The sequence below is a fragment of the Streptomyces sp. NPDC059092 genome (genome assembly GCF_042756365.1).
GTDB lineage: Bacteria > Actinomycetota > Actinomycetes > Streptomycetales > Streptomycetaceae > Streptomyces.
Window position 1 is genome coordinate 21,556 of sequence record NZ_JBHZEJ010000042.1, and the last position, 15,812, is coordinate 37,367.

13 protein-coding genes are annotated in these 15,812 nt (G+C 70.6%); 4 read left to right on the forward strand and 9 right to left on the reverse strand.

The genetic code is table 11. The annotated features are described in order from the left end of the window. Positions 1–127 precede the first annotated feature (127 nt). A complete protein-coding gene (locus ACFXPL_RS23175) occupies positions 128–535 on the reverse strand; it encodes a RidA family protein (RefSeq protein ID WP_384922647.1) in 408 nt (135 codons plus the stop codon). A gap of 147 nt (positions 536–682) precedes the next feature. Between ACFXPL_RS23175 and ACFXPL_RS23180 the strand changes: the two genes are divergently transcribed. After that, complete coding sequence (locus ACFXPL_RS23180; protein WP_384922650.1) at positions 683–1,063, forward strand: winged helix-turn-helix transcriptional regulator; 381 nt, start codon at positions 683–685, stop codon at positions 1,061–1,063. A 35-nt stretch (positions 1,064–1,098) separates the two neighbouring features. Here ACFXPL_RS23180 and ACFXPL_RS23185 read toward each other — a convergent pair whose 3' ends face one another. The 5 genes from ACFXPL_RS23185 to ACFXPL_RS23205 all read right to left on the reverse strand — a co-directional run bounded on the left by ACFXPL_RS23185 (position 1,099) and on the right by ACFXPL_RS23205 (position 4,832). Next, positions 1,099–1,347, reverse strand: coding sequence for a hypothetical protein (locus tag ACFXPL_RS23185; RefSeq protein ID WP_384922653.1), 249 nt, complete (start codon positions 1,345–1,347; stop codon positions 1,099–1,101). A 114-nt stretch (positions 1,348–1,461) separates the two neighbouring features. After that, the gene (locus ACFXPL_RS23190; protein WP_384922656.1) at positions 1,462–2,949 is read right to left on the reverse strand and encodes a PTS ascorbate transporter subunit IIC; all 1,488 of its coding nucleotides are present in this window, start codon (positions 2,947–2,949) and stop codon (positions 1,462–1,464) included. A 347-nt stretch (positions 2,950–3,296) separates the two neighbouring features. Further along, the gene (locus tag ACFXPL_RS23195; RefSeq protein ID WP_384922659.1) at positions 3,297–3,581 is read right to left on the reverse strand and encodes a PTS sugar transporter subunit IIB; all 285 of its coding nucleotides are present in this window, start codon (positions 3,579–3,581) and stop codon (positions 3,297–3,299) included. Further along, entirely contained in the window at positions 3,578–4,075 is a 498-nt protein-coding gene (locus ACFXPL_RS23200; RefSeq protein WP_384922662.1) for a PTS sugar transporter subunit IIA, read from the reverse strand. The genes ACFXPL_RS23195 and ACFXPL_RS23200 overlap by 4 nt, the downstream gene beginning before the upstream one ends. A gap of 28 nt (positions 4,076–4,103) precedes the next feature. Beyond that, a complete protein-coding gene (locus tag ACFXPL_RS23205; protein ID WP_384922665.1) occupies positions 4,104–4,832 on the reverse strand; it encodes a GntR family transcriptional regulator in 729 nt (242 codons plus the stop codon). 212 nt (positions 4,833–5,044) lie between these two features. Here ACFXPL_RS23205 and ACFXPL_RS23210 point away from each other — a divergent pair, with 212 nt between their 5' ends. Together ACFXPL_RS23210 and ACFXPL_RS23215 are read left to right on the forward strand one after the other, a co-directional pair. Then, positions 5,045–7,213, forward strand: a complete 2,169-nt coding sequence (locus ACFXPL_RS23210; protein ID WP_384922668.1) for a transketolase family protein — start codon at positions 5,045–5,047, stop codon at positions 7,211–7,213. Then, complete coding sequence (locus ACFXPL_RS23215; RefSeq protein ID WP_384922671.1) at positions 7,210–7,878, forward strand: HAD family hydrolase; 669 nt, start codon at positions 7,210–7,212, stop codon at positions 7,876–7,878. The genes ACFXPL_RS23210 and ACFXPL_RS23215 overlap by 4 nt, the downstream gene beginning before the upstream one ends. Before the next feature lie 337 nt (positions 7,879–8,215). On the opposite strand, the gene ACFXPL_RS23220 is transcribed toward ACFXPL_RS23215, so the two are convergent. Beyond that, positions 8,216–11,554, reverse strand: a complete 3,339-nt coding sequence (locus ACFXPL_RS23220; RefSeq protein ID WP_384922674.1) for a BTAD domain-containing putative transcriptional regulator — start codon at positions 11,552–11,554, stop codon at positions 8,216–8,218. Between the two features lie 144 nt (positions 11,555–11,698). On the opposite strand from ACFXPL_RS23220, the gene ACFXPL_RS23225 reads away from it, so the two are divergent. Next, positions 11,699–13,879 (forward strand): ATP-binding protein, encoded by a 2,181-nt coding sequence (locus ACFXPL_RS23225; protein WP_384922677.1) that lies wholly within the window; start codon positions 11,699–11,701, stop codon positions 13,877–13,879. On the opposite strand, the gene ACFXPL_RS23230 is transcribed toward ACFXPL_RS23225, so the two are convergent. Both ACFXPL_RS23230 and ACFXPL_RS23235 read right to left on the reverse strand, forming a co-directional pair. After that, positions 13,851–14,426, reverse strand: coding sequence for a hypothetical protein (locus tag ACFXPL_RS23230; protein WP_384922680.1), 576 nt, complete (start codon positions 14,424–14,426; stop codon positions 13,851–13,853). The genes ACFXPL_RS23225 and ACFXPL_RS23230 overlap by 29 nt on opposite strands. Beyond that, on the reverse strand, positions 14,423–15,679 hold the full coding sequence (locus tag ACFXPL_RS23235) for a hypothetical protein (protein WP_384922682.1): 1,257 nt from the start codon (positions 15,677–15,679) through the stop codon (positions 14,423–14,425). Before ACFXPL_RS23235 ends, ACFXPL_RS23230 begins: the two co-directional genes overlap by 4 nt. Positions 15,680–15,812: the final 133 nt, after the last annotated feature.

Consider the following 15,812-nt stretch of genomic DNA (forward strand, 5'->3'; position numbering starts at 1 on the left):
CCCCGACCCGGTTTGTGGGGGCGGCCCGGGAGCACCGGGAGACGCGGTCGCTTTAGTAAGGGCCACAGCTTTGGCGGGCCCGGCGTTACGCTTCGGGCCGGCCCCTCCACAGGTGGAGACCGCCCGCTCAGTCGAGGACCGCCGTGGCCTCGACCTCCACCAGGTGGCCGGGTACGTCCAGGGCCGTGACGCCCAGCAGCGTGCCCGGCGCCATCGGGGTGACCCCCAGCTTCGCCGCCGCCCGCGCGATGCCCTCCAGAATCCGGGGCATCTTGTCAGGGGTCCAGTCGACGACGTACACGGTCAGCTTCGCCACGTCGTCGAAGGAACCGCCGGCCCCGGCCAGGGCGGTGCCGACGTTGAGGTAGCACTGCTCGACCTGCGCGGCGAGGTCGCCTTCGCCGACCGTGACCCCCTCGGCGTCCCAGGCGACCTGCCCGGCGATGAAGACCAGCTTCGAACCGGTCGCGATCGCCACCTGCCGGTAGACGTCGGTCTCCGGCAGTCCTTCGGGGTTCACCAGGGTGATGGCCATGCCGCCCGCCTCCTCGTCCCGGCCAAGGTGTCGCGACCACGAAGGTGTCCCGACCACGACATCCTTGGTCACTTGTGGTTACTCAGGAACCGTAGGAGAGTCTGCGCTGACATGGAAGAACGCACTTTTCGGTAACAGGGGAACCTGATGGTGACCAAGCAGTTCAGCGGCTCGCCCGACGACGCGGACCTCAGGCGCGCGGACTCACTGGCGCGGGAGATCTTCTCCGACATCGCCAACAAGTGGGCGCTCCTGATCATCGAAGCGCTGGGGGAACGCACCCTGCGCTTCAGCGAGGTGCGCGACGAGGTCGAGGGCATCAGCCACAAGATGCTCACCCAGAACCTGCGCATGATGGAGCACAACGGCCTGGTCGAGCGGACGGTGCACCCCACCGTGCCGCCGCGCGTCGAGTACACCCTCACCGAGCCGGGCCGGGCCCTGCGGGCGACGGTCGACGCGATGTGCGACTGGACCCACCGGTACCTCGGGCACATCGAGGCCTCTCGCGGCGAGTCCGAAGCCTGACGGGTGCCGCCGGCCCACTTCCTTTTCTCTTCTTCTCAGATCCTCGCCAGCCGGGCCGCGAGCGCGCGCAGCCCGTCCAGCCGGTGTGCGTCGTACGCGAACGAGAGGCGGTGCCCCTTGCGCGGAATGATCGTCACCCGGGGGCGGACACCGTCGCTGAACTCCAGCCGGGGCTCCTGCCAGATGTGGTAGCGGTGGGTCTCGGAGAGACCGAACACCTCCAGCACACTGCCGTCGAAGACGAGCAAGGCGTTGTCGTTCGCTTGCGCTTCGTACCAGAGCATGGACGGGAGGCTAGACGAGCGGCGGCCGGTCCTGACAAGCGGGGTCCGCCCCTCCCGGGATTCCGGGAGGGGCGGACGCGGGACGGACTCAGGACAGACACACCGACACCGGCATCAACGCACCGGCTGCTGCGCCGCCTCCGTCGTACCGGTACCGGTACCGGTACCGGTACCGGTACCCGTGCCCGTACCCGTGCCCTCGTCCGTGCCCTCGTCCGAATCCGAATCCGAATCCGAATCCGCCTTCGCCGCCTTCGCGGCTTCCCGGCGGCCGGTCAGCGCGCTGCCGACGAAGACCGCCACCAGCGAGGCGAGGATCAGCACGATCACCGCGGCGTGACCCCACCCCACGGCGCTGCCGAGCAGGAAGCCGGAGACGCCGAAGTCCGCGTCGGAGAAGGTGGAGTTGGCCAGGCCGACGTCGCCCAGGAAGGGCAGGACGAGGAGCGGCAGGAAGGTGATCATCAGGCCGTTGGTCATGGCGCCGAGCACCGCGCCGCGCCGGCCGCCGGTCGCGTTGCCGATGACGCCGGAGGCGGCGCCCGTCATGAAGTGCGCGACGATGCCGGGGATGATGATCGTCCCGCCGACCGCGACCAGCACGCCCATGCCGATCAGGCCGCCGACGAAGCTGGCGAGGAAGCCGATCAGCACGGCGTTCGGGGCGAAGGTGAAGACGATCGGGACGTCGAGCGCGGGCTTGGCGTTGGGGACCAGCTTCTCCGAGATGCCCTTGAACGCGGGGATGATCTCGGCGAGTACGACCCGGACACCGGCCAGGATGATGAAGACACCGGCGGAGAACTTCCCGGCCTGCATGACCGCCCAGAGCAGGAACCACTGGCCGCCGCTCAGCTTGTCCTCGACGTACCCGGCGCCCGCGATCAGCGTCACGAGCAGGTAGATGACGCCCATCGACACGGCGATGACGACGGTGGTGTCGCGCAGGAAGCCGAGGTTCTTGGGGATCTTCAGGTCCTCGGTCGACTTCCTGGTGTCACCGAGGTACTTGCCGACCAGACCGCTGGTGGCGATACCGAAGTTACCGGTGTGACCGAGTGCGACGTTGTCCTGCTTGGTGACCCGCCGCATCCACGGCTGCACCAGCGCGGGCGAGAGGGTGGTGACGATGCCTTGGGCGAGGGCGCCCCAGAGCACGGCCTGCCAGGCGCTGAAGCCGTTGGCGATGAGGATCACGGCGATCATCGCGGAGAGGTAGAGCGCGACGTGCCCGGACATGTAGATGAACTTGAACCGGGTGAAGCGCGCCAGCAGGACGTTGACGACCATGCCGAAGAAGAAGATCAGCGCGGCCTGCGAGCCGTAGTCGGTGAGGACCTTGCCGACGATGGCCTCGTTGTTCGGTACGACGCCCTGGACGCCGAAGGCGTGCTGGAACATGTCGCCGAAGGGGGTGAGGGCGTCCGAGACGACACCGGCACCCGCCGCCAGCACGAGGAATCCGACGAACGCCTTGATCGTGCCCTTGAGTGTGTCGGAGAGGGACTTGCGCTGGAGTACGAGCCCCAGCAGAGCGATCAGCCCGATGATGACGGATGGCTCACGGAAGATGTCGAGCAGGGTGTTCAGAACGCTGTTCATGGCGGAAACGCCTCTCCACGGGCACGGCGGAGCCGAGGTCGGTGTGGTGGGTCACTGTGATCGCTGTGGTGGTCCACAAGGGGGGTGGCACACAACGGGGCAGGACGTCGGCGGTGGGTCTCCGCCGCACCGGACGCATGGCGCATGGCGCGTGTCACATGACGTGACGTACATGACGTGACGTGTCGCGCATGGCGCATGGTCCGGTCGAGGACGTTCCTGGGACGGTGGTGCGGTTCGGGGGGGACTTACGGGGTCGTGCGGGGCGTTACGAGGTCGTACGGGCTCGTGCGTTGGGGTTGCGCGGCCGCGCCCGACGGTTCGGAGGGGTCCGGACGCAGGGGCGGTCAGAGCAGCCCGTGCCGCCCGGCCGCGGACTTGACCGCGTCGCGCAGTTCGTCCTTGTCGATGATGCTGTTGAGCACCACGACATCGCCGAGCCCCTGCGCGGCATCCTCCAGGTCCTTCGCGACGAAGAACACATCGGCGCTCTCAGGTCCGGCCGAGCTGATGTCGGTGTGTTCCACCGTGACATCCGGGAGCTGGAGCTCCCGCACGATGTCCTCGATGTTCATCCGCACCATGAAACTGCTGCCGAGCCCGGTGCTGCACATGGCCAGGAACTTCGTCATTTCGAAGCACGCTCCTCGAATCGAGTGATCAGCTTGGTGACATCGGCCGCGGAACGTGCGTCGCGCAGTGCTTCGCGGGTCTCCGTGTCCGACAGGATCCGGGCCAGTGACGCCATGGCCCGGCTGTGCGCGGCGGTGTCGGCCGCCGCGAAACAGAAGTAGAGGTCGACCGCGTGCTCCGGCAGGTCCAGCAGCGGGGCCGGCCGCTCGGTGAGCCGCAGCATCGAGATCGCGGTCCGCACGGCACCGGCCTCGGGCCGGGCGTGGGCCAGGGCGATCCCGTACCCGAGGTTGATGTACGTACCGCCCGCGGCGATCGAGTCGATCATGGCGTCGACATAACCGGGGGTGATGTCACCCGCGGTGAGAAGGGGTTCCGCGACCTGGGTGACGGCCTGGCGCCAGTCCAGGACCTCACTGGAGAAACGTATCTTCTCCTCGGTCAGCAGTTCGCTGAGCATGTGCAGCACACTCCGTACGTTTGACTCGGCCACCCGGCGCCGCGTCCTGGCGCCGGGACGCTCACTCGGCGTCGGCGATGATGTCGAAGGACAGCTCCGCCGTCTCCGGCAGGAACTTCGACGTCCCGTGGATCACGGGTTTCCTGTTGAGGTCGAACACCCGTGAGGTCGCGAGCAGCAGGGGCGACCCGTCCTCGACCTCCAGCAGCTCCGCCTCGCGCCGGTCACACGTGTGCAGCCCGACGACGATCTCGTTGCGCGCGAGCAGTACGTCGTGGTGCGCCCGCAGGTAGGCGTAGAGCGAGGTGGTGGTGAAGTCCGCGGTCAGGACGTCCGCGAACCGTTCCTCCTCCACGTACGACTCCGCGAGGTGGTGCACCACGCCGTTCACCCGGCGCAGCCGCTCCAACCGTACGACCGACGCGGCCGGGCTGATGTCCAGCGCCGCGCCGAGCCGGGCGCCCGCGCGCGCCCGTTTCTGGACGAGCACCTCGGAGGTGACCGTGTGACCCTGCCTGCTCATCTGCGTGAAGAAGCCGGTGACCTCGCTGACGAACCGCTCGCGGTGCTTCAGCGCGTACCGCGGCCGGGTGACGAAGGTGCCCCGGCCGTGCTCACGGATGAGGTGTCCGTCGTTGACCAGTTCCTCGACCGCGCGGCGCAGTGTGATGCGGCTCACCGCGTACTCCTCGCAGAGCGCGGCCTCCGGGGGGAGTTGTCCGCCCACGGGAAGACCGCTCACCCGGCGCAGCAGGTGATCCCGCACCTGCGCGTACTTGTGCTCGGCCATCCGTGGTCTCCTCATCGAGTCCCTCTGTCGTCAAGACGTCATAATGACCAGAACCCCAGAAGACGTCAATAGGCAATTTTCCCGTCACACGCAGGACGTCCGGACGGACCTTGATCAGCTCTGATCAGCTCCGACGGCCCCAGGGGCCCGTCAGCAGGGGTGGGTTACGTTGTCCGAAGTCATCATGACGACATGATCTCCAAGGAGCTGACGTGACCGCCCCCTCCCCCGCCCCCTCCGTACCTTCCCCCGCCGCCCCCGTGTTCGGCGAGGCGGACCGCCGGGCCGTGGCCGTGGCCCGCGCCCTCGCCATGGACGCCGTGGAGGCCGCCGGTTCGGGCCACCCCGGCACCGCGCTCGCCCTCGCGCCCGTCGCGCACCTGCTCTTCCAGCGGCACATACGCCACGACCCGGCGGACGCCGCGTGGGAGGGCCGGGACCGGTTCGTCCTGTCCTGCGGGCACGCGAGCATCCTTCAGTACACGCAGCTCCATCTCACCGGCTACGGACTGGAGTTGGCCGACCTCCGGCGCTTCCGGCAGCTCGGCTCGCTGACCCCGGGCCACCCCGAACTCGGCCACACCACCGGTGTCGAGATGACGACGGGCCCGCTCGGTCAGGGCGTGGCCACCGCCGTGGGCATGGCGATGGCACTCAAGCGCGACGAGTCCCGGCTGACGGGCACGGGCGCCGGCGCGCCGGGGGACGAGGTCGCGGCCGACGAGGTCCCGGACCGCAGGGTCTGGGTCCTGTGCTCCGACGGCGACCTCCAGGAGGGCATCTCGTACGAGGCGGGCGCGCTCGCCGGACGGCACCGCCTGGACAACCTCGTCGTCGTCTGGGACGACAACAGCATCCAGATCGAGGGCACCACCGACCTGGCGACCCGTGAGGACACGGCCGCGCGCTTCGCCGCGCAGGGCTGGTTCGTCCAGCGCGTGGAGCTCGGCGCGGACGGGGACATCGACACCGACGCCCTCGACGCCGCGCTCACCGCCGCCTCGGCCGGCGGGGCGCACGGCGGCCGGCCCAGCCTGATCGTGCTGACGTCGCAGATCGCCTGGCCCGCGCCGCACGCCACCAACACCCCCGCCTCGCACGGCGCCCCGCTCGGCGCCGCCGAAGTCGCCGCCACGAAGGCGCTGTTGGGCGTGGCGCAGGAGCCGTTCACCGTACCGGCGGACGTCCTGGAACACACCAGGGGCGCCCTCGCGCGGGGCGCGGCGCTGCACCACGCCTGGGACAAGGCGCTGGAGCAGTGGGCCCTGGCCCACCCCGAGCGCGCCGCCGCCCGCGCCCACGCGATCCGCCCGCTCGACCCGGCCGACACCGCCGCCGCGCTGCCCGCCTTCACCCCCGGCACCGCGATCGCACCGCGCGACGCGTCCGGCACGGTCATCCAGGCGCTGGCGGAGCGCTTCCCGCGACTCTGGGGCGGCAGCGCCGACCTGGGCGACTCGAACCGTACGACGATCAAGTCCGGCGGCTCCTTCCTCCCCGCGAACGAGCAGGATCAGGAGGGGACTTCGGGCTCCTCCGGGCTCTCCGGGCTCTCCGGGCTCTCCGGGCTCTCCGGGCGCAACATCCACTGGGGTGTACGGGAGCACGCGATGGCCGCCGCGCTGAACGGCATCGCTCTCATCGGCTACGACACCCCCTTCGCCGGAACCTTCCTGGTGTTCAGCGACTACGAACGCCCCTCGCTGCGCCTCGCCTCCCTCATGCGGCTGCCGGTCGTCCACGTCTGGTCGCACGACTCCGTGGCACTCGGCGCCGACGGCCCCACGCACCAGCCGATCGAACACCTCGCCTCGCTGCGCGCCATGCCCGGCCTCTCCGTGGTCCGCCCGGCCGACGCCACCGAGACCGCCGCCGCCTGGCACGCCGCGCTCGGCCGCCGGGGCCCGGTCGGCCTCGTCCTGGCCCGCCAGGGGCTGCCGGTGCTGGACACGGACCCGGCAGCGGTACGGGAGGGCGTCGCACGCGGCGCGTACGTGGTGGCCGACGCGCCCGGTACCCCGGACGTCCTGCTGCTGGCGAGCGGCAGCGAGGTGGCGCTCGCGCTGGAGGCACGGGAGGAGCTGGCCGGCCGGAACATCGGCGCCCGGGTGGTCTCCGTACCGTGCAAGGACTGGTTCACGGAGCAGGACGCCGCGTACCGGGATGCCGTCCTGCCGCCCGCCGTACGCGCCCGCGTGGTGGTCGAGGCGGCGACCGTCTTCGGCTGGCACGACCTGATCGGGGACGCCGGACGGGCCGTCACCATCGAGGGGTTCGGCATTTCGGCGTCCGCGTCGGACGCGATGGCGGCGCTGGGCATGACGCGCGAGGCGGTCGTCACGGCGGCCGTCGAATCCCTCGACGCGGCGGGGTCCCGTTGATCCCGGCGCGGGACACCGGCCTCGTCGTCTTCGACTGTGACGGCGTCCTGGTCGACACCGAGCGCATCGGCCCCGCCATCGTCGCCGAACTGGCGTCGGAGGCGGGGTGGCCGCTCACCGCCGACGAGGTGCGCGACCGCTTCCTGGGCCGCCCCGAACCGTACCTCTACGAACAGATCCGGGCCCACGCCCGTACCCCCCTGGGCCCGGAGTGGCTGGACCTCTACCGCACGCGCGTCCGCGACGCGTTCACGGCCCGCCCGTTCACCATGCCCGGTGTACGGGAGCTGCTGGACGCGCTCGACGCCCGGCAACTCCCCTACTGCGTCGCGTCAAGCGGCGGCCACGACCGCATCGAGCACTCGCTCACGGTCACGGGCCTGTGGAATCGTTTCGCCGGGCGCGTCTTCAGCGCCGACGACGTCCCCCACGGCAAGCCCGCCCCGGACCTCTTCCTCCACGCCGCCCGCACCCTGGCCGTCCCCCCGGCCGCCTGCCTGGTCGTCGAGGACAGCCCGGCCGGCGTCACCGCGGCCCTGGCAGCGGGAATGCCGGTCATCGGCTACGCCGGAGGCCCCACTCCACGCGAGGCTCTGGCCCATGCGAGCCACGGGGTGGTCGACGACCTCCGCGTGCTGGTGAGTGGGGGTGGGAACGACCTGTAGATCGGCCGGTCCGGCCCCCTGGCAGGCGCCGGAGGGCGCGAAGATCATGATGGGGCGCCTGTAGGCAGTGACGGCCGTCGCGGCCGTCACTGCGCCGGGCTTTCCGGCGGTTATCCCGGTGGGCCGTTCGGCTGCCACCGAATCCGTCGCTCCTGCCATTCCGAGTCCCAGCTCGGCGGTGACAACGAGTGCACCCATCGCGACGGTAAAAAGCATGTGCTTCATGCTGGATTTTGCCCTTTTCTTTCGCGTCGACACGTAAGAACAAGGACATGTTACATACAGACGATCATGAAACACAAGCTCGATTTAATGAATCCGGCATCGATCCGATTACTTATTGACCGACCTCTTTGGTCGGCTTTGCATCCAGCAGCCGCTCCACTTCGAGGAGTCGGCCCCGGATTCGGCTCCCGTCCTCAGGATCGACGCCACGGACAGCATTAAGCAAATGCACGAGTTGCGCCCGCGCGTTCGGTCCGTCGCCCGCCGCGAGCCACACCTCCGCCAGGACCTTTCGGGCACCGACTTCTTCATCGAGGTCATGCGTCCTGACGGCCGTGGCGACGGCCTCCTCCAGGCGTTCCGCCGCCGCGCCGAACCGACCGCACGCGAAGTCGACCTGCGCGAGCCGGCGTAGAACCTGCGCTACCTGGTGCGACGCACCGATCGCCCGGGCTGTCTCCAGTGCGTCCAGGTAACACCCGGACGCCTTTTCGCCGTCACCGGCCCTGCGGTACACCTCACCCACACCGATCAGGGTGTCGGCCTGACTTTTCCTGTCACCGAGCGCGATGAATTCCATCAGGGACTCCCGATACAGCGAGAGAGCGCTTTCTGATTCTCCCGACTCCATGAGCAGATCCGCGAGGCTTCCCCGAGCAGTCGCCCGGTCATATCGATTCCCGGTGGATTCCAGCACGGAAATAGCTTCCTCGTAGGATCGACGAGCAGCCCCCCGATCCCCCGTACGTATTTGTAAGTCGCCCAAATTATTCAGGGTCTTGCCGACCGACACGCGATCTCCCGCGGCCGCGAACGACTCAAGAGCATTCTTGAAATGTCCCAGCGCCCGATCATACTGAAGCAGATACAGGAGGGATACGGCAACATTGTTGTACGCGCGCGCTTTGTCCCACATGTCACCCGATACGGACTTGATGGCGAAGGAGTCCTGGAAGTGGACCAAGGCCGCCCGATTCTCCCCCATGTGCCAGCTCAGCACCCCCTGAATCCGAAGAATTTCCGCCTCCGCATCGCGGTCCCCCGTCGCCCGCGCGATGTCCAGTGCCCGCCGACCGGTCTCCCCGGCTTCCGCATAGCCTCCGATGTTGGCCTGGGTGGCACCGAGACAGAGCAGGGCCCGGCAGAGAGCGCGCCGGTCGGTCGTGCCGGTCCAGTGGGCGACAGCGTGCTCAAGAACGGCGGCGGCGTCCTGCCAGTGACACTCGGCGTCCAGGAAACCCGCCATGCTGTAGGCCAGTTGAGCGGCACGTTCCGGATGGCCATGCGTACGCGCACACTTCTCGGCCGCCAGCAGATTGCCACGTTCGGCGGCGAACCAGGACCTCGCCGCGTCCACGTCGGCATGGCCACCCGCTTCGACCGGGGCGCCTGTTCGGCCGGTGGTCCGCAGGCGACGTGGATACAGCAGGCGATCAGCGCGATCAGCAGCTTGCGCATAGAAGTCGATCACACGGCACCGGGCGCTCTCGCAATCCCGCTCGCTGTCCTCGGATATCGCCAGACCGCGGGCATACTCTGCCAATAGATCATGAAACCGATATCTGTCCGGTTCGGGCTCCCTCAGCAAATGGCACGCCAACAGGTCTTCGATCAATCGCTCGGCCACCGCTTCCGGAAGGCCCAGAAGCGCTGCGGCCACATCCACGGTGAGGTCGGCACCCGGATGCAGCCCCAGGCGGCGGAACGCGACGCGCTGCGACCCGGTGAGCGTGCGGTACGAGAGATCGAACGCCAGCCTCAGGCTCTGATCGGCATCCCGGATTTCAGCAAGGCGCCCCGAAGGCCTGGCCAGCCGCTCGGCGAGGGTGGCGAGGGTCCAGGAGGGGCGGGCGCGGTAGCGGTTGGCGACCAGTTCGATCGCGAGAGGCAAATATCCACATATGCCCACAATCCGGTCCACCTGTTCGGGGTCCCGCGTACGGTCCTCCCCGGCGAACCGCCGGAAGAGCGCGATCGCGTCGGCGGCCGGCAGCACGTCCAGGTGGACCGGCAGCGCGTACGGAAGACCCGCGAGATGGCGGCGGCTGGTGATGATCGTCAGGGAGGCCGATCCTCCGGGCAGTAGCGGCCTGACCTGTGCCGCGCTGGCCGCGTCGTCGAGGACGACGACCGCTCGGCGTTCGGCCAGCATGGTCCGCCAGAGCGCCGTGCGGCCCTCCAGTTCCACGGGGATCTCGTCGGCGGGCGCGCCGAGCAGCCGTAGCAGTGTGGCCAGAGCCTCGGCGGGGCTCAACGGCTCCTGGGCCGGGGAGTGGGCCCGTAGATCGAGGTAGAGCTGCGCCGCCGGAAACCGTCCGGCGAGATGGCGCGCCATATGTACGGCGATGGCCGTTTTACCAACCCCCGCCATTCCGCTGACCGTCTCCAGCGTGATGACCGATGCGTCCGTCCCCGCGGTGTCGATCACGGCGCTCAGGGCCCGCAACTCCGGCCCCCGGCCGACCAGCGGTGACTGATGCGGCAGATTCCTGGGCGGCAACGGCTGCGGCTGCGGCTGCGGCAACGGCTGCGACGGCAACGACGACGGCGCCGAGCCCGGGCCGGTCGGAGCGGACGACGTGGACGACGTGGACGACGACGAACGGAGCGTCGAAGGGGCCCGGTCGGTCCGCGCCCCGGTGGGGTGTCCCGAGGTGTGTGCGTTTCCCGGCGCGCCCAGCACGCTCCGTACCAGCTCCCCCGGCGCCACCCGTTCCAGGATCCCCCGGTGGATCCGGTTCAGCTCCACCCCGGGACGCGAGCCGTACTCCGACACCAGGAGCCGCCGGATCCGCTCGTGGACCCGTAACGCCTCCGTGTATCTGCCACAGCCGTACCGCGCCAGCATGAGCTGGGCCGCGATCGCCTCGTCCCCCGGGTGCTGGTCGGCCAGTGCGGGCAGTTCGTCGGCCAGGTCCGTGAAGCGGCCCGTTCTCAGGCCGGCGGCGCTGCGGGAGACCGTTGCCGCGAGGCGGCGCTCCGCCAGGGTTCTCCGCACGCTCACGGCCCACTCGCCCGGCAGCCCGGCCAGCGCCTCGCCCTGCCAGAGCTGTTCCGCGCCGGTGAGCAGGGCCAGCGCCTGTTCGTCGTCCCCATCGGTGACCAACGTGGCGGCTCGCGTGACCAGTTGCTGGAAGCGGAACCAGTCGACGTGCTGGCTATCCACCTCCAGTACGTACGTGTGGGCACGGCTGTCGATGTGCGGAGCGCCCGGCTCGTCGCCCGCCCGGCGCAGATGCCGGCGCAGCCTTGAAACGTACGTATGTGTGTTCGCGCGCGCGTGTACGGGCGGTGTGGTGTCCCACAGCCGCCCCATGAGCGTGTCGATGGAGACGGGACGCCCCACGTCCAGCGCGAGCGCGGCCAGCACCGCCCGTTCCTTGTCCGATCCCAGCTCCAGCCGCTGCCCGTCCAGCCGGAGTCCCACAGGCCCGAGCAAGTGGAAATCCACCAGCGCCCCCCGCTGGTTCGTCCAATTTCACCCGAGCATGGCACGAAGGGAGGTCGCCCGCCAGACAGCCTCCGTGCGCCTTGCATCGATCGGGTGGGGGTCTGGGTAGGAGCAACAGCACGCGAGCGACGGGGGGCGAGCGGGATGGACGCGGCGCGCGAGGAAGGCCGGGGCAACACCATCGGCGGGGATGCGCGGTTGTACGGGCCGACGGTGCAGGCCGGTTCCGTACAGGGCGGGATCCATCTGCATGCGGCAGCCGTGGACGACGTACCTGCGCCGAGGCCCCGGCAACTGCTACCCGTGCCCTCGCACTTCACCGGCCGGAGCGACGACCTGGCCGCCCTCGACGCCCTGCGCGCGGACGACGGGGACCGGCCCCTGATCGTGGTCACCGGGCCGGCGGGGATCGGCAAGACGACCCTGGTGTCGCGCTGGCTCCGCGAACTCCAGCCCGATTTTCCCGACGGCCAGTTGTACGCCGACCTGCGCGGCCACTCGGTCGGTGACCCGGTACGGCCCGGCGAGATCCTGGGGCACTTCCTCCGGGCGCTCGGCGCCAGGTCGGTCCCCGCCGACCTGGCGGAGTTGGCCTCGCTCTGGCGGTCACGCTCCGCCGGGCTGCGGATCGCCGTGGTGCTCGACAACGCGCTGACCGCGGCCCAGGTGAAACCTCTACTCACCGGCGGTCCCGGCACCCTCGTCGTGGTGACCAGCCGCCGCCGGCTGACCGGGCTCCGGCTCGACGGGGCCCGGTTCCATCCGCTCGGGGTGCTCGGGGCGGCGGCGGGCGTGGAGTTGCTGTCGCAGGGCATCGGCGCGGACCGGGTTGCCGACGAACTGCCCTCCGCGCGCCAGGTGGTGGCCCTCTGCGCCGGGCTGCCCCTCGCCCTCTGTCTCGCCTCCGCACGGCTGGCGTCGCGGCCCAGACAGCCGCTGAGGACGCTCGCCCACGCACTCGCCCACGAAGCGGGCCGCCTGGCCGCGATCGACGCCGCAGGAGAAGGGGAAGCCACCGTGCGCAAGGCCCTGGACGTGTCGTACGCGGTGCTGAGCGCGGAGTCCGCGCTGCTCTACCGGCGGCTCGGCGTGCTGCCCGTGCGCACCTTCGACGCCTGGACGGCCGCCGCGGTCTGCGCCGAGTCACTGGAGTGGGCGGAGCGGCGGCTGGACGAACTGATCGAGGCCAATCTCGTCGAGGACATCGGACCGGACACCTGCCGCTTCCACGACCTGGTCCGTATCCATGCCCGGGACCGCGCACTCGCGGACGACACCGGCGCTGCCCGCGAGGAGGCGCTGCGCCGGGTCTGCGACTGGTATCTGCGTACGGCGACGGAGGCCCAGAAGCGGCTGACACCTGCCCAGTTCACCTTGCGGAGCGCCTACGGCCCCGGGCCAGGGCCAGGGCCGGGGCCGGGGCCGGGGCCGGGGCCGGAACGGGAGCCGCTGCCGTACGCCGACGACGTCGGTGCGCTCGGCTGGCTGGACGCCCACCGGATGGATCTCATGGCCGCGGTACGGACCTCGGCGGAGCGTGGCTGGTACGCGACGTCCTGGCAACTGGTCGACGCCCTCTGGCCGTTGTTCCTCCGATTACGCCACTACGACCTGTGGATCGAGGCCCACGAGATCGGCCGGGACGCCGCCCGGCGCGCCGGTGACCGGGACGGCGAGCGGCAGATGCTCAACTCGGGGGCGATCGGTCTGAGCGCCGCCGGGCGGACCGACGACGCGGCCGAGTGGTACACGGCCTCGCTGCGGGCGGCGCGTGAGGCGGGCGACGTACGGGACGAGGGGCAGGCCCTCCTGGGCCTCGGCTCCTGCCACCGGGAGGCGGAACGTCCGGCCGAGGCCGCCTCGTACCTGCATTGCGCCATCGAGGTATGGGAGGGGTGTGGCTATCCGCGTGGCGCGGCGCTGGCGCGGATCGTGCTCGGCGAACTCGCCCTCGCGGACGCCGACCACGCGGGCGCTCTCGCCCTCTTCGGCCAGGCCCGCGAAGGCCTGCTCGCCGTGCACGACCCGCACGACGCTGCCCGCGCCCTCGCCTTCCTGGGGCGCGCCCGCGCCGCCGGAGGCGCGTACGCGGCGGGCGTGGCCGAACTGGACAAGGCGCTCGCCGTGTTCACCTCCTCAGGGGCTGCGCACTGGCAGGCACGCACGCTGGAAATGCTCGGCGACAGCGCCCTGGAGCACGACGTGACCGCAGGCACCGGCGGGACCGGCGATCACCACACCAGAGCGCTCGCGCTGTACGAGACCACCAGCCCTGCCGACGCCCACAGACTCCGGCTCAGCCTCCGTTCACGGGGGACGGGCTGAGTCGCCGCTCACGCAGGTCTCTCAGCTCACGCAGCGAGTGGCCCGCCACCAGCCAGCCGTGCAGGCAGGACGGGACCAGCGACCACCGGGGAGGTGCAGGGCGGGAAGCCGTCCCGTACGGGAGGAGGACGACACACCGCTCGCCGTCGCCCCCGGCCGCCATCCAGCCGCCGCCGGAGAGCGGCGCCGCGATCAACCGGGCGCCGGGGTGGGCGGCCCTGGTCTCCGCGAGCCATCGCAGGGCGCCGGCGAGCGGCCGCGACCGGCCCGTCTGGAGTACGTCGGCGCACTCCAGACGGCGCGGATCCCGGCAGGCGTCGGCGTCGACGGCCAGATGCTCGTCGAGAGGCGCGGCGCACCACCCCTCCCCGGCGCAGGCGGGAGCGATACGGGCGACGAGTGCCCGGTCGGGCAGAGCGAGGACCGTACCGCCCACCGGGCTCCACTGCGCCGTACCTCCCGCCGGCATCGGCATCGGTCCCCAGGGCTCCGTACCGCCCGGTCCGGCCCAGTCGACGGCCACGAAGTGCGCGACGAAGCCCGTCATGCCGACACCTCCCGCCGAACCGTTCCCCAGGCGTCCGGCAGGCTCGGATCCGGCAGCGGGACCGTGACCGGCTCGTGCGCCGGCTGTCCGAGGCCCAGGACCTGGTACATCAGGCGCCGCATGTTCCGGTTGAAGCGGCCGGGCTCCGAGGTGATGCGCGCGGAGATCGCCGCGTGTTCGTCCCGCCGGTACTCGGCCGCCGCGTAGTCGAGCTGGCCGACGAGCGGGTGGGCCGGGGACAGCGCGGGAGCGGTGACCGCGAGCGCGGCGGCCGGGGACGCCGGATTGATCTCCGGCTCGGGCGAGGAGGCCAGCAGCACCGGGGCTCCCGTGAGCGTCGCGTACACGGTCACCGAGCCGTGGTCCCCTATGACGTGATCTGCGGCGATCAGCACGCTGCGCCAGTCCGCCTCGGGCGGCACGAGCCCGATCCCGTGCTGGACGCACCACGCCAGCCACGCCCTGACCTGCCAGGGCCCGTGTCCGGACCAGACGTTGGGGTGGACGAGGACGGCCGTACGGTAGCGCGCGGACGGCAGTTCCGTGATCAGCCGCGGCAGCAGCGTCTCGAACCCGCCGAACGCCGACCGGGGCCCCCACGTCGAGACGGCGACCACCAGCTTCTGCTTCTTGCCGATACCGAGCGCACGGCGGTACGCGGCCCGCAGTGGCAGGCTCGCCGTGATCCGGTCGTGCACGGGGTCGCCCACGACCTGGGCGACCGGCAGCGCCTCGGGGCAGTGCCGGGCCAGTTCGCGCAGGTCGTCGTGGTGCGGTACGACGACGGCGGCCGGCATCACCCCGCCGGGGACCAGGTCGCGCCGCCGGAGCCCGGCCACCCCCGCGTCAGGACCGCCGGTCAGCCGCTTCACGTAATTGGCGCCGTGCGGCAGCGTGATCAGCGGGGCGCGCACCTGCTCCACGCCGCGTGGCCCCGCCGTGAGGGCGAGGTCGAACGTCGTCCTCGTGGCCTCGTCCCACGGCAGCAGCGGGCTCCCGAGCCGTCCGAGGAACTGCGGCACCTCGCCCCCGAAGGCGTGCGGCGGCGCCGTGAAGACCACCTGGACGCGGAAGTCCGACTCCAGCAGCGACAGGACGTCGAGCAGGCGCTTCGCGTACGTGACGGTGTGCGCCACGGCCAGGACCTTCTTGCGCTCGACCAGGGTCAGCCACTGACGGTTCTCCACCGGCACCGGCACCGGCGCGGTCGCCGGTACAGGCAGCGGCGCGGCGGACGTACCCAACACAGACATGATTCCCCCGTAGTACGTGTGAGTGAGTGTGCTCGTGCTCCCCTGTGCGTGTGCTCCCCCTCCATGCCCCGCCCCGCGGACGGAAGCCTTGACGGACCCTTGAGGAATCCTTGCTAGAAAGGCGGGGGCCGGT

Coding starts and splice junctions, on each gene's coding strand:
- ACFXPL_RS23190 (WP_384922656.1), bottom strand. CDS start 2,949: ATGAACAGCGTTCTGAACACCCTGCTCGACATCTTCCGTGAGCCATCC.
- ACFXPL_RS23195 (WP_384922659.1), bottom strand. CDS start 3,581: ATGACGAAGTTCCTGGCCATGTGCAGCACCGGGCTCGGCAGCAGTTTC.
- ACFXPL_RS23230 (WP_384922680.1), bottom strand. CDS start 14,426: ATGACGGGCTTCGTCGCGCACTTCGTGGCCGTCGACTGGGCCGGACCG.
- ACFXPL_RS23235 (WP_384922682.1), bottom strand. CDS start 15,679: ATGTCTGTGTTGGGTACGTCCGCCGCGCCGCTGCCTGTACCGGCGACC.
- ACFXPL_RS23175 (WP_384922647.1), bottom strand. CDS start 535: ATGGCCATCACCCTGGTGAACCCCGAAGGACTGCCGGAGACCGACGTC.
- ACFXPL_RS23185 (WP_384922653.1), bottom strand. CDS start 1,347: ATGCTCTGGTACGAAGCGCAAGCGAACGACAACGCCTTGCTCGTCTTC.
- ACFXPL_RS23205 (WP_384922665.1), bottom strand. CDS start 4,832: ATGGCCGAGCACAAGTACGCGCAGGTGCGGGATCACCTGCTGCGCCGG.
- ACFXPL_RS23225 (WP_384922677.1), top strand. CDS start 11,699: ATGGACGCGGCGCGCGAGGAAGGCCGGGGCAACACCATCGGCGGGGAT.
- ACFXPL_RS23180 (WP_384922650.1), top strand. CDS start 683: ATGGTGACCAAGCAGTTCAGCGGCTCGCCCGACGACGCGGACCTCAGG.